Source organism: Rhodoferax fermentans (assembly GCF_002017865.1).
Classification (GTDB): Bacteria; Pseudomonadota; Gammaproteobacteria; order Burkholderiales; family Burkholderiaceae_C; genus Rhodoferax; species Rhodoferax fermentans.
Window position 1 is genome coordinate 3,245,434 of record NZ_MTJN01000002.1, and the last position, 12,491, is coordinate 3,257,924.

The window sequence follows — 12,491 nt, forward strand, 5'->3', positions numbered from 1 at the left end:
CAGGCCTTACAGGGGGATGTTGCCGTGTTTGCGCCACGGGTTCTCGATCTTTTTCTCGCGCAACATCACCAGGCTGCGGCAGATGCGTTTGCGCGTTTCGTGAGGCTGGATCACATCGTCGATGAAGCCACGTGCACCGGCCACAAACGGGTTGGCAAAACGGGCTTTGTATTCGGCTTCTTTGGCGGCGATTTTTTCCGGGTCACCCTTGTCTTCGCGGAAGATGATCTCCACCGCGCCCTTTGCACCCATCACCGCAATCTCGGCATTGGGCCAGGCAAAGTTGACATCACCACGCAGGTGTTTGGAGCTCATCACGTCGTAGGCGCCACCGTAGGCCTTGCGGGTGATCAGCGTGATCTTGGGCACGGTGCATTCGGCATAAGCGTAGAGCAGCTTGGCGCCGTGTTTGATGATGCCGCCGTATTCCTGGGCGGTGCCGGGCATGAAGCCAGGCACGTCAACAAAGGTGATCACCGGGATGTTGAATGCATCACAGAAGCGCACAAAACGCGCGGCCTTGACCGAGCTCTTGATGTCCAGGCAGCCCGCCAGCACCAGCGGCTGGTTGGCGACAAAACCCACGGTCTGGCCTTGCATGCGACCAAAACCGATGATCATGTTTTTGGCGTATTCGGGTTGTAACTCGAAGAAGTCGCCGTCATCCACCGTTTTGGTGATCAGCTCCTTCATGTCGTAGGCTTTGTTGGGGTTGTCTGGGATCAAAGTGTCCAGGCTGAACTCCTGGCGGTCGGCCGGGTCGCCACTCTTGCGCACCGGGGGTTTTTCGCGGTTGTTGAGCGGCAGGTAGTTGTAGAGGCGGCGCATCAGCAGCAGCGCCTCCACATCGTTCTCAAAGGCCATGTCCGCCACACCACTCTTGGTGGAATGGCTGATCGCTCCGCCCAACTCTTCAGCGGTCACGTCCTCGTGCGTGACGGTCTTGACCACTTCAGGGCCGGTGACGAACATGTAGCTCGAATCTTTGACCATGAAGATGAAGTCGGTCATGGCCGGTGAATACACCGCGCCGCCAGCGCAGGGACCCATGATCAGGCTGAGCTGCGGAATCACACCGCTGGCCATCACATTGCGCTGGAACACATCGGCATAACCACCCAGCGAAGCCACACCTTCCTGGATACGCGCACCGCCCGAATCGTTCAGGCCAATCACTGGCGCGCCGACCTTCATGGCCTGGTCCATGATCTTGCAGATTTTTTCGGCATGGGCTTCAGACAGCGCGCCACCAAACACGGTGAAATCCTGGCTGAACACAAACACCAGGCGGCCGCTGATCATGCCGTAGCCGGTGACCACCCCGTCACCCGGGATCTTGTTGTTCTCCATGCCGAAGTCGATGCAACGGTGTTCGACAAACATGTCCCACTCTTCAAACGTGCCTTCATCGAGCAGCATTTCAATGCGTTCACGGGCGGTGAGTTTGCCTTTTTTATGCTGGGCGTCGATGCGTTTTTGGCCGCCTCCCAGGCGGGCCAGTTCGCGCTTTTTGTCGAGAAGTTCAATGATGTCGTGCATGGTGTGGTATCTCTGAGGTCAGTAACATTGACAGGAAGCAAACAATTTGATAGCAACCAGCCCTTATTTTGTCTGGGCTGCGAGCATATTCCGCGCTGCAGTCGAAGCAGCCATCCGGCCCTCTAGCACCTCGTGGGTCAGCTTGGGCAACAGAGTTTGTACATCCGGATGCTGTCGGAAAGCTTGCTTGAGCCCCGCATCGATACGTTCCCACATCCAGGCCAGCGCCTGGTTCTGGCGGCGGGTGACCTGTTTGCCGCTGCTGACTTGCAATTTTTTGAACTCCAGCACCTTGGCCCAGAACGCGTCCACACCCAGACCTTGCAGAGCGCTGAGCTGGATCACCTGCGGGTGCCAGACCAATTCGTTGTGGTGGGCGTTGTCCGGGTTGCCATGCAGGCCCAGCAAACGCAGGCTGGAGGTGATCTGCGCCTGCGCCCGGGTGGCAGCAATGGCATCCAGATCGGCCTTGTTGATGACCACCAGGTCGGCGATTTCCATCACGCCTTTTTTGATCGCCTGCAAATCGTCGCCCGCATTGGGCAACTGCATCAGCACAAACATGTCGGTCATGTTGGCCACCGTGGTCTCGCTTTGACCGACACCCACGGTTTCCACAATCACCACGTCGTAACCCGCTGCCTCACACACCAGCATGGCCTCGCGGGTTTTCTCGGCCACACCACCGAGCGTGCCACTGCTAGGGCTGGGGCGGATGTAAGCGCGCTCATGGACCGACAAATGTTCCATGCGCGTCTTGTCACCCAGGATGGAGCCACCCGAGACACTGCTGCTGGGGTCGACCGCCAGTACCGCCACCCGGTGCCCCTGGCCAATCAGGTGCAGGCCCAGCGCCTCAATAAACGTGGATTTGCCGACACCCGGCACGCCGCTGATGCCGAGCCGAAAGGCCCGCCCGGTGTGTGGTAGCAGCGCCGTCAGCAGCTCATCGGCCTGCTGACGATGGTCGGCCCGGGTGGATTCGAGCAGGGTGATGGCCTTGGCCATGGCACGGCGCTGAACCGGGGCAGAACCATGAAGAATCGCTTCAAACATACTCAAACTGACACTCCCTAAGACTGGGACCAACGGTAATCCAGGTCAAAGTCAGACTCCCCCACCTGGACGAAGCCTTGGCGCAGGTAAAAACGGTTGGCATCACTGTGTTTCAGGGCCGACAAGCGGATGTCACAAGCCTGCGCCACAGCCTGGGCTTTGGCCCAAGCCATCACCCAAGCACCCACACCCTGCCCCTGCCAGGCGGGGCGAAGGTACAAATGGTCCAGGTGCAAGGCGGGTGGCCCGGCGGCAGGGTCCGGGCGCAAGGTGACAAAACCGATACGCTCACCATCGCACATGATGTGTTGCATGAACTCGGGTTTGAACCCGGCCATCAGACGTTCGCGTGCCCGAGCTGGGTCGAAGCGCCCGAGACGCTCCAGGCTGTCGCGCAAAGCCTCCACGCGAATCGCCAGCATGGCCTCGAAGTCTCCCCAGACAACGGGAGCAAACGACAGCACGGCAATACTCAGGCTGGCAGGGACTTCTTGATCTGTTCCAGCACGTCCTTGGCGCTCACCGGGATGGGTGTACCCGGGCCGTAAATGCCCTTGACACCCGCTGCGTACAACATGTCGTAGTCCTGGTGCGGAATCACCCCACCCACAAACACCACGATGTCGTCGCCGCCCTGCTTCTTCAACTCGGCCATGATGGCCGGCACCAGGGTCTTGTGCCCGGCGGCCAGGGTCGACACACCCACGGCGTGCACGTCGTTTTCAATCGCCTGGCGCGCGCACTCTTCGGGGGTCTGGAACAGCGGCCCAATGTCCACGTCATACCCGAGGTCGGCAAACGCGGTCGAGACCACCTTGGCGCCACGGTCGTGGCCATCCTGGCCCAGCTTGGCGATCATCACGCGCGGGCGGCGGCCTTGGGCAGTGGCGAAATCGGCGATTTCACCCTTGAGTTTGTCCCAACCTTCGGCACTGTCGTAAGCGGCTGCGTACACACCGGTCACCTTTTGGGTATCGGCGCGATGGCGACCGAATGTTTTTTCCATGGCGGCGCTGACTTCACCCACGGTGGCACGTGCCCGCATCGCCTGGATTGTCAGGTCGAGCAGGTTGCCGGTGCCGCTGGCCGCTGCACTTTCGAGAGCAGCTAGCGCTTGTTGTACCAGGGCTGGATCGCGTTTTTGCTTGATGTCGTTGAGGCGGGCGATTTGGGAGTCACGCACCGCAACGTTATCGATGTCGCGCGCTTCAATCGCGTCTTCGGTCTTGAGCTTGTACTTGTTAACCCCCACGATCACGTCTTTGCCCGAGTCGATACACGCCTGTTTTTGCGCTGCGGCGGCTTCAATCTTGAGCTTGGCCCAGCCGGAATCCACGGCCTTGGTCATGCCACCCATGGCTTCGACTTCCTCGATGATGGCCCAGGCGGCGTCCGCCATGTCCTGGGTGAGCTTTTCCATCATGTAGCTGCCAGCCCAGGGGTCGATCACGCTGGTGATGTGGGTTTCTTCCTGGATGATCAGTTGGGTGTTGCGGGCGATGCGTGCGCTGAACTCGGTGGGCAAGGCAATCGCCTCGTCAAAGGAGTTGGTGTGCAGCGACTGGGTGCCGCCAAACACCGCGGCCATGGCCTCGATGGTGGTGCGCACCACATTGTTGTAGGGGTCCTGCTCGGTCAGGCTCCAGCCACTGGTCTGGCTGTGGGTGCGCAGCATGAGCGACTTGGGCTTCTTGGCGTTGAAGCCTTTCATGATACGGCACCACAACAGACGCGCGGCACGCATCTTGGCCACTTCCAGGTAGAAGTTCATGCCCACCGCCCAGAAGAAACTCAGGCGCCCGGCAAAGTCGTCCACATCCATGCCCTTGGCAATCGCGGTCTTGACATATTCCTTGCCGTCTGCCAGCGTGAAGGCCAGTTCCAGCGCCTGGTTGGCACCGGCTTCCTGCATGTGGTAACCGCTGATCGAGATCGAGTTGAACTTGGGCATGTTCTTGGCCGTGTACTCGATGATGTCGCCAATGATCTTCATCGACGGCTCAGGCGGGTAGATGTAGGTGTTGCGCACCATGAACTCTTTCAGAATGTCGTTCTGGATCGTTCCGGAGAGTTTGTCCTGGGTCACACCTTGTTCTTCTGCGGCCACCACATAACCAGCCAGCACCGGCAACACAGCGCCATTCATGGTCATGGACACACTGATCTTGTCCAGCGGAATCTGGTCAAACAGGATCTTCATGTCCTCGACCGAATCGATCGCCACACCAGCCTTGCCAACGTCGCCGGTCACGCGCGGGTGGTCCGAGTCGTAACCGCGGTGGGTGGCCAAGTCAAACGCCACGGAGACACCCTGGCCACCGGCGGCAAGCGCCTTGCGGTAGAACGCATTGGACTCTTCGGCGGTAGAGAAACCGGCGTACTGGCGGATGGTCCAGGGACGCACTGCGTACATGGTGGCCTGTGGACCACGCAGGTAGGGCTCAAAACCCGGCAGGGTGTTGGTGTAAGGCAGGGCTTGTGTGTCTTCGGCGGTGTACAGCGGCTTGACCGTGATGCCATCGGGTGTCAGCCAATTGAGGGCATCCACATCACCATTGGGAGCCGACTTGGCGGCGGCTTTGGCCCAAGCCTGCATATCAGCGGCTTGAAATTCAGGGTATTTTTGTGTCATGAGTCATGGCTCCAGTCGGCGATTCAAACAGTACACCTGCACTGCCCAACGTACAGTGACGAGGTTTGCTAAAAAGCCCCTTGAGTTTACGTTATTTATAATTATTGATACAAAAAAATCCACCCAGCTTACAATTTCCACATGACTGCAAACGCTTTGGCCCCCCGTGCACTCTACGAAGAGGTAGCGGAACTCCTGCGCCAGCGTATTTTTGAACACGATCTCAAACCTGGCAGCTGGATCGACGAATTGAAGATCGCTGAAGCCTATGGCATCAGCCGCACGCCTTTGCGCGAGGCACTCAAGGTGCTGGCTGCCGAAGGTCTGGTGACTATGAAGGTACGCCGTGGCGCCTATGTGACAGAAGTCTCAGAGAATGATCTGGAAGATGTTTACCACTTGCTGGGTCTGCTGGAATCAGACGCAGCAGCGGCCGTGGCCAGCAAAGCCAGCGATGAACAAATGCAAAGGTTGCAGACGCTTCACGAAACGCTGGAACAATCGGTGCAACCTGAACACGTCAACCGCGAGCAGTTCTTTGTGATCAATGAACAGTTCCATATGCTGATGCTGGAAATTGCCAACAACCGCTGGCGCAACCAGGTGGTGTCCGACTTGCGCAAGGTGATGAAGTTACACCGCCACGACTCCCTGTTGAAGTCCGGCCGGGTGGAGGCCTCGTTGCAAGAGCACCGTGGCCTGATGGCCGCCTTGCTGGCACGTGATCCCGCTTTGAGCCAGCAGCGTATGCTGGATCACTTCAAAAACGGCCTGAAAGCCGCTAGCTGATACTGTGGGATGTTGGGGGCAACTGCGTTGATGGCCTGCCCGGAGGGGATCGAACCCCCGACCCACAGCTTAGAAGGCTGTTGCTCTATCCAACTGAGCTACGGGCAGAGATCACGAGAGATGAATGGTCGGGGCGAAAGGATTCGAACCTTCGACCCTCTGGTCCCAAACCAGATGCGCTACCAGGCTGCGCTACGCCCCGACCTCGCCATTGTAATGGCTCGAGAGCGGCTTTTTGCCCAAAACCCGGTCAGTTACCTCCTTGACCCAGACTTTTTTGTCGATGAACTGATGTGTTTGACACCCAGGGCATCCCAATCCGACACCGCATGAGTGAAAACGCACTGAGCTTGGCATGGCTGGAACCGGGTGACGCCTTCCCGCCCGTCCACCACGCCTGGGGGCATAACTCGGACGCTCCCGGCTTGTTGTGTGCCGGTGGTGATTTGTCCGTGGACAGCTTGGTACGTGCTTATCGGACTGGCATTTTTCCGTGGTTCAGCCCGGGGCAACCCATTTTGTGGTGGAGCCCTGACCCCAGAATGGTGCTCAAGCCCGCCGCATTTCGTCTACACACATCTCTGAAAAAACAGCTCAAGAAATTTGCCAATTCACCCCATTGCGAGATCCGGGTGGATAGCGCCTTTGAAACCGTCATCCAAGCATGTGCAGACAGCGGGCGTGGTGGGCAATCTGGGACCTGGATCGTGCCAACCATGGTGCAAGCCTATGTGGCACTACATCGGGCGGGTCTGGCACACAGCGTGGAAACCTGGGTACACGGCGAACTGGTTGGAGGTTTGTACTTTGTGGCGATCGGGCGTGCCGTGTTTGGCGAGTCCATGTTTCACCGGGTGACCGATGCCTCCAAAATTGCCCTGGCTGCGCTGGTCGCGCTGTGTCGCCATGGCGGTGTGCATCAGATAGATTGCCAACAAAATACGCAGCACCTGGCCTCCTTCGGCGCGGCGGAAACACCCCGGGCGACTTTTGTGCAGGCTGTCACTGAGACCTTGCAGCAACCTGCGCCCGATTGGCGGTTCTCGCCCCTATACTGGAATTGTCTTCTGACCCCTGCGGCTGCCAACACGTGACCCATTCCCAGCGATTTGTCTCAGACATTCAGTACTACTCGACTGCGGTTTACCCCTGCAGTTATATGGAAGGCCGTCTGGCCAGATCCCAGGTGGCCGCGCCCAGTGAAGCCATCGACGCTGCAAAATACGATGTGTTGATCCAAGCTGGTTTCCGGCGCAGTGGCTCTTTTGTGTACCGACCACAGTGTGACAACTGCAAGGCTTGTTTGTCCATCCGCTTGCCTGTTTCAGATTTCAAGCCTAACCGAAGCCAGAAACGGGCCTGGGCGAAACACCAGACACTGACGTGCACGGTGATGAAACCCACTTTTTTGCCTGACCATTACGCCTTGTACAAGCGTTACCAAAAATCCCGACATCCGGGGGGTGGCATGGACATTGATGATGAAGCGCAGTACACCGATTTTCTTGTGCGCTCCAATGTCCGGTCCTGGATGGTGGAGTTCCGCGAAACCGTTCCAGGGCAGTCTGCGACAGAGCTCAAGATGGTGTCCATCATTGACCAGTTGAAAGACGGGCTGTCGGCGGTCTACACCTTCTACTCGCCCGAGCCGGGGCAAAACTATGGCACGTTCAATGTGCTTTGGCAGATTCAGCAGGCAAGGTCTTTGGGTTTGAACTACCTCTATCTGGGCTACTGGATCGAAGGCTGCCAGAAAATGAACTACAAATCCTGTTTCAAACCCTATGAACTGATGCAAAACGGGCTCTGGTTGCCCGCGCATCCTGAAATTTCATAGGATAAAATGTTCTGTTCATTTGTAGGAAGTCTCATGCAAAAAACAGACTCGGGGATACCCTCCGTACCCACCGTGCAAGTCATTGAGAGAATGTTCACATTGATTGACATTCTGGCGTCCCGGGAAGACGCGATGTCCCTCAAGGAAATCAGCGAAAAAGCTGGTCTACACGCCTCAACGGCGCACCGCATCCTCAATGATCTGGCCACCGGACGTTTTGTAGACCGGCCACAAGCGGGCAATTACCGCTTGGGCATGCGTCTGCTGGAACTCGGCAACCTGGTCAAAAATCGGCTCAATGTGCGTGATGCCGCCCTGGAGCCGATGCGGGAATTGCATCGCGTCACCCAGCAAACGATCAACTTAAGCATGCGACAGGGTGATGAAATTGTGTATGTGGAGCGGGCCTACAGCGAACGCTCAGGCATGCAGGTGATCCGCGCCATTGGCGGCAGAGCGCCCCTACACCTGACCTCGGTGGGCAAACTTTTTCTGGCGTCGGACGAGCCACAGAGAATTCGGGCGTATGCCACCCGCACTGGTTTGAGTGGCCACACCAAAAACAGCTTAACCCAACTGCCTGCACTTGAAAAAGAGCTGGCCAAGGTCCGTCGCGACAACTACGCAACTGACAACGAAGAACTTGAGTTAGGTGTGCGCTGTATGGCTGCCGGGATCTTCGATGACCAGAGAAAATTGCTCGCCGGCCTGTCCATTTCGGCACCTGCCGGGAGAATGGACGAAGCGTGGCTACCCAAACTGATGGCCACCGCCGCAGAGATATCCAGAAACCTGGGCTATCACTCGACCTGAGTTAGCCTCCGACGACGGGCACAGCCGCTTTGGCGGAGACCCGCCGTTCACCCGATTCAAGCCAATGCCGCACACGTTCAGCATCACCGAGACGGCTGAGCTTGCCTGCTGAGTCCAAAAACACCATGATGAGTTTGCGCCCCGCCACACTGGCTTGCATCACGAGACAGCGACCGGCCTCAGAGATATAACCCGTCTTTTGCAGTCCAATATCCCAAGTGGGGTTCTTCACCAGTCGGTTGGTGTTGTTGTACTGCAGAGTGCGCCGACCCACATCCACCTCAAAACCGGGTGACGTGGTCAACTCCCGAAGCAAGGGGTGCTGGTGTGCCATGTCTACCAGTTTGACCAAATCATGGGCACTGGATCGGTTGCTGCTGGACAGGCCGGTGGGTTCAACATAAACAGTGTCAGTCATCCCCAAAGCCCGCGCCTTGGCATTCATATGCGCCACAAACGTGGCCAAGCCGCCGGGTGACGTTCTTGCCAAGGCATGTGCAGCACGGTTTTCACTGGACATCAAAGCCAGGTGCAGCAACTCACCTCGCGTCAAGACACTGCCCACTTGCAGGCGAGAGCTGCTGTGTTTTTCGGTATCCACATCTTCTGAGGTGATGGCAATGGATTCATCCATCGGCAAATGTGCCTCACTGATCAGCAAGCCAGTCATGAGTTTGGTCAAAGAGGCAATCGGCAACACAGCCTTATCGTTCTTGCTGTAAAGAATTTCATTGGTCTGCTGGTCAACCACCAAGGCCACGCTGGATTTCAGATTGAGTTGATCTGACGCGGAATGCAAACCGGCGATTTGACCGAAGGATGCCCGATCAACCACCGCCAGTGGCTTGGCTTGCACCCGCTTCCTGGCGATAACCACAGCCACACGCCGCTTGCTCTGCGCAACAACTTTTTTGGAGTTGCCCGCCTTCGCCTTGGCCACATGTGCTTTACTGACATGTGCTTTGGTTGCGTTGGCCTTGTTGGTTGCAGCGTGTGAGAGAGACAGCGGTGCCAATGCAAAAGCAACACAAAGGCCGATCAGGCAGACCAATCTCCGTGTTTTTCTGCCCAATAAACGCTGCTGATAAATTGTCATGACCTTGGCTCCTCACCGCGCTAAACCGAAGGCCGCAGTTTAATCTGAAAAATCTCGCAGTGACAAGTACTTGCGAGACTTTCTTAAACCAATGTACGGTACCTAACCTTGCGCGGCGACCCGTTCGGCCTGACTGCTCAATTTGTTCAAGGCACTCAGGTAAGCTTTGGCCGATGCCACCACGATGTCCGGGTCCGCACCCACCCCATTGACCACACGGCCACTGTTTTGCAAACGCACGGTCACCTCGCCCTGACTCTCCGTGGAACCACTGATGGCATTGACCGAATACAGCACCATGTCCGCACCACTCTTGACATGGGTTTCAATGGCTTTGAGTGATGCGTCCACTGGGCCATTGCCATCCGACTCACCTGTCACCTCTTTGCCATCCACCGTCATCACCACCTTGGCATGTGGCCTCTCGCCAGTTTCACTGTGCTGCACCAGAGACACAAAGCCGTAGCGGTCATGGCTTTGCGCCACATTTTCCTCACTGACCAGGGCCAGGATGTCTTCGTCAAAAATCTCGCTCTTGCGATCGGCCAGATCCTTGAACTTGATGAACGCGTTGTTGATCTCCGCTTCACTGTCCATCGTGACACCCAGTTCCTGCAGGCGCAACTTGAACGCATTGCGACCACTCAACTTGCCCATAACAATCTTGTTAGCGCTCCAGCCCACGTCTTCAGCTCGCATGATTTCGTAGGTATCCCGCGCTTTCAGAACTCCATCCTGATGGATGCCCGATGCATGGGCAAAAGCATTGGCGCCCACCACAGCCTTGTTGGGCTGGACCACAAAACCGGTGGTCTGGCTGACCAGGCGGCTGGCCGCAACGATGTGTTTGGTATCAATGCCCAGATCCAGACCAAAATAGTCCTTGCGGGTTTTGACCGCCATGACGATCTCTTCGAGTGAACAGTTGCCGGCACGTTCACCGAGGCCGTTGATGGTGCACTCGACCTGGCGGGCGCCACCGATCTTGACCCCAGCCAGGGAGTTGGCAACCGCCATGCCGAGATCGTTATGACAATGCACCGACCAGACCGCCTTGTCACTGTTGGGAATACGTTCGCGCAGATCCTTGATGAAGTTGCCATACAGCTCCGGTATGGCGTAACCCACCGTATCAGGCACATTGATGGTGGTAGCACCTTCGTTGATCACAGCCTCAAAAACACGACACAAAAAATCAGGGTCTGACCGGTACGCATCCTCTGCACTGAACTCAATGTCGGCTATCAGGTTGCGGGCAAAACGAACCGCCAGTTTGGATTGTTCAAACACCTGGTCCGGCGTCATGCGCAACTTCTTTTCCATGTGCAGTGGACTGGTGGCAAGAAACAGGTGCAAACGACCGGAGTTGGCCGGTTTCAGAGCCTCTGCGGCCCGTGCGATATCACGGTCACTGGCGCGTGCCAACGAGCACACGGTGGAGTCCTTGATGACTTCGGCAATCGCCTTGATACATTCAAAGTCACCATTGGAACTGGCGGCAAAACCGGCTTCAATCACGTCCACCTTCAGGCGTTCCAATTGACGTGCAATGCGCAGCTTCTCGTCACGGGTCATGGAAGCGCCTGGAGACTGCTCGCCATCGCGCAAGGTTGTGTCAAAAATCACTAACTTATCTGCCATGTTGTCACTCCTAAGTTCTCAATGAATTCGCAACTTCAATGTGTTCAAGCCAACAAAAAAGCCCGTTGCGAATGGCATACGGGCTTTTCAGGGTTGATGCAATCAAGCGCTAACAACTCCACCCGTCAGGTGACCGTAGTAGAGCCAGAGATAGCTTGTGCATGGAAACAATGTACCACAGGCCAACAGACCATCCAGCAGAAAGAGTGTCTCTGCAAAGGAGTCTAGTGGTGCAAACCACGCTCTTCAGGTTCTTGGGTTGAGGTGCTGATAACGCTGGTCGGGATACCTTTGGTCTTGCGCCAAAAGTAGATGACATAACCACTCAAGCCGTAAACCACAAAAATACCAAACAACACGGTAGGTGGATCGATATTGATGAGCGCAATCGCAATGGCAATCAGCACAATCACCACAAAGGGCACACTACGTTTCATGCGCACATCCTTGAAACTGTAAAACGGCACGTTGGTCACCATGGTCAAACCGGCATACAGCGATACCGCAAACATAGGCCATGCCAGGCTGCTGCCAGAAACCCCCAGATCGGTCGCCACCCAAATCAAGCCAGCCACCAAGGCAGCTGCTGCCGGTGACGGCAAGCCCTGAAAGTAACGCTTGTCAACCACAGCGGTATTCACATTAAAACGGGCCAAACGCAAGGCGGCGCAGGCGCAATACACAAAAGCTGCCAGCCAACCCCAGCGCCCCAGCCCTTTGAGCGCCCAGACATAACTGATCAACGCCGGAGCCGCACCAAAAGACACCATGTCTGACAAGGAGTCCATTTGCTCACCAAAAGCACTTTGGGTGTTGGTCATGCGGGCCACCCGACCATCGAGGCTGTCCAGAATCATGGCGCAAAACACACCGATAGCAGCCAAGTCAAAACGCCCGTTGATGGCCATCACAATGGCATAGAAGCCACCAAATAACGCGGCCAGCGTGAACAGATTGGGCAAAACGTAAATACCCTTGCGACGCTTTTTGGGCGGCACGTCGAGTTCGGCAAAGTCAGAGGTAGTCACATCATCCATTCAAGCGGCCTTTTGAGGGAGTCCATAATAACAAAAGGCCACCAAGGTGGC

At 56.8% G+C, this 12,491-nt stretch carries 11 protein-coding genes and 2 tRNA genes; 4 read left to right on the forward strand and 9 right to left on the reverse strand.

All coding sequences use genetic code 11. The features are described 5' to 3' along the window. Positions 1–6 precede the first annotated feature (6 nt). The 4 genes from RF819_RS15135 to scpA all read right to left on the reverse strand — a co-directional run bounded on the left by RF819_RS15135 (position 7) and on the right by scpA (position 5,227). On the reverse strand, positions 7–1,539 hold the full coding sequence (locus tag RF819_RS15135; RefSeq protein ID WP_078365755.1) for an acyl-CoA carboxylase subunit beta: 1,533 nt from the start codon (positions 1,537–1,539) through the stop codon (positions 7–9). A 63-nt stretch (positions 1,540–1,602) separates the two neighbouring features. Further along, a complete protein-coding gene (gene meaB / locus RF819_RS15140) occupies positions 1,603–2,595 on the reverse strand; it encodes a methylmalonyl Co-A mutase-associated GTPase MeaB (protein WP_078365756.1) in 993 nt (330 codons plus the stop codon). A 17-nt stretch (positions 2,596–2,612) separates the two neighbouring features. Then, entirely contained in the window at positions 2,613–3,017 is a 405-nt protein-coding gene (locus RF819_RS15145; RefSeq protein WP_078365757.1) for a GNAT family N-acetyltransferase, read from the reverse strand. 50 nt (positions 3,018–3,067) lie between these two features. Beyond that, positions 3,068–5,227, reverse strand: coding sequence for a methylmalonyl-CoA mutase (gene scpA / locus RF819_RS15150; protein ID WP_078365758.1), 2,160 nt, complete (start codon positions 5,225–5,227; stop codon positions 3,068–3,070). A gap of 141 nt (positions 5,228–5,368) precedes the next feature. Between scpA and RF819_RS15155 the strand changes: the two genes are divergently transcribed. Continuing rightward, a complete protein-coding gene (locus tag RF819_RS15155) occupies positions 5,369–6,016 on the forward strand; it encodes a GntR family transcriptional regulator (RefSeq protein ID WP_078365759.1) in 648 nt (215 codons plus the stop codon). 31 nt (positions 6,017–6,047) lie between these two features. Here the strand turns inward: RF819_RS15155 and RF819_RS15160 are convergent. Beyond that, a tRNA-Arg gene (locus RF819_RS15160) sits at positions 6,048–6,124 on the reverse strand. Between the two features lie 17 nt (positions 6,125–6,141). Further along, positions 6,142–6,218, reverse strand: a tRNA-Pro gene (locus RF819_RS15165). 127 nt (positions 6,219–6,345) lie between these two features. On the opposite strand from RF819_RS15165, the gene aat reads away from it, so the two are divergent. Genes aat through RF819_RS15180 form a run of 3 tightly spaced genes read left to right on the forward strand, consistent with a single transcriptional unit; the run spans position 6,346 to position 8,666 of the window. Next, positions 6,346–7,110 carry a leucyl/phenylalanyl-tRNA--protein transferase gene (gene aat, locus RF819_RS15170; RefSeq protein ID WP_078366977.1) on the forward strand — a complete coding sequence of 255 codons (765 nt, stop codon included), beginning with the start codon at positions 6,346–6,348 and terminating at the stop codon, positions 7,108–7,110. Continuing rightward, on the forward strand, positions 7,107–7,853 hold the full coding sequence (locus RF819_RS15175) for an arginyltransferase (protein WP_078365760.1): 747 nt from the start codon (positions 7,107–7,109) through the stop codon (positions 7,851–7,853). The genes aat and RF819_RS15175 overlap by 4 nt, the downstream gene beginning before the upstream one ends. A gap of 33 nt (positions 7,854–7,886) precedes the next feature. Beyond that, positions 7,887–8,666 carry an IclR family transcriptional regulator gene (locus RF819_RS15180; RefSeq protein WP_078365761.1) on the forward strand — a complete coding sequence of 260 codons (780 nt, stop codon included), beginning with the start codon at positions 7,887–7,889 and terminating at the stop codon, positions 8,664–8,666. 1 nt (position 8,667) lies between these two features. Here RF819_RS15180 and pbpG read toward each other — a convergent pair whose 3' ends face one another. The 3 genes from pbpG to pssA all read right to left on the reverse strand — a co-directional run bounded on the left by pbpG (position 8,668) and on the right by pssA (position 12,440). Beyond that, a complete protein-coding gene (pbpG, locus tag RF819_RS15185) occupies positions 8,668–9,762 on the reverse strand; it encodes a D-alanyl-D-alanine endopeptidase (protein ID WP_078365762.1) in 1,095 nt (364 codons plus the stop codon). Between the two features lie 102 nt (positions 9,763–9,864). Then, complete coding sequence (locus RF819_RS15190; protein WP_078365763.1) at positions 9,865–11,403, reverse strand: 2-isopropylmalate synthase; 1,539 nt, start codon at positions 11,401–11,403, stop codon at positions 9,865–9,867. 224 nt (positions 11,404–11,627) lie between these two features. Next, positions 11,628–12,440: a CDP-diacylglycerol--serine O-phosphatidyltransferase gene (pssA, locus tag RF819_RS15195; protein WP_078365764.1), complete on the reverse strand. Its 813-nt coding sequence runs from the start codon at positions 12,438–12,440 to the stop codon at positions 11,628–11,630. Positions 12,441–12,491 lie beyond the last annotated feature (51 nt).

What these genes read in the sequence shown, in the direction of transcription:
- RF819_RS15135 (WP_078365755.1), bottom strand. Translation starts at nt 1,539, where the DNA reads ATGCACGACATCATTGAACTTCTCGACAAAAAGCGCGAACTGGCCCGC.
- meaB (WP_078365756.1), bottom strand. Translation starts at nt 2,595, where the DNA reads ATGTTTGAAGCGATTCTTCATGGTTCTGCCCCGGTTCAGCGCCGTGCC.
- RF819_RS15145 (WP_078365757.1), bottom strand. Translation starts at nt 3,017, where the DNA reads ATGCTGGCGATTCGCGTGGAGGCTTTGCGCGACAGCCTGGAGCGTCTC.
- scpA (WP_078365758.1), bottom strand. Translation starts at nt 5,227, where the DNA reads ATGACACAAAAATACCCTGAATTTCAAGCCGCTGATATGCAGGCTTGG.
- RF819_RS15155 (WP_078365759.1), top strand. Translation starts at nt 5,369, where the DNA reads ATGACTGCAAACGCTTTGGCCCCCCGTGCACTCTACGAAGAGGTAGCG.
- aat (WP_078366977.1), top strand. Translation starts at nt 6,346, where the DNA reads ATGAGTGAAAACGCACTGAGCTTGGCATGGCTGGAACCGGGTGACGCC.
- RF819_RS15180 (WP_078365761.1), top strand. Translation starts at nt 7,887, where the DNA reads ATGCAAAAAACAGACTCGGGGATACCCTCCGTACCCACCGTGCAAGTC.
- pbpG (WP_078365762.1), bottom strand. Translation starts at nt 9,762, where the DNA reads ATGACAATTTATCAGCAGCGTTTATTGGGCAGAAAAACACGGAGATTG.
- RF819_RS15190 (WP_078365763.1), bottom strand. Translation starts at nt 11,403, where the DNA reads ATGGCAGATAAGTTAGTGATTTTTGACACAACCTTGCGCGATGGCGAG.
- pssA (WP_078365764.1), bottom strand. Translation starts at nt 12,440, where the DNA reads ATGGATGATGTGACTACCTCTGACTTTGCCGAACTCGACGTGCCGCCC.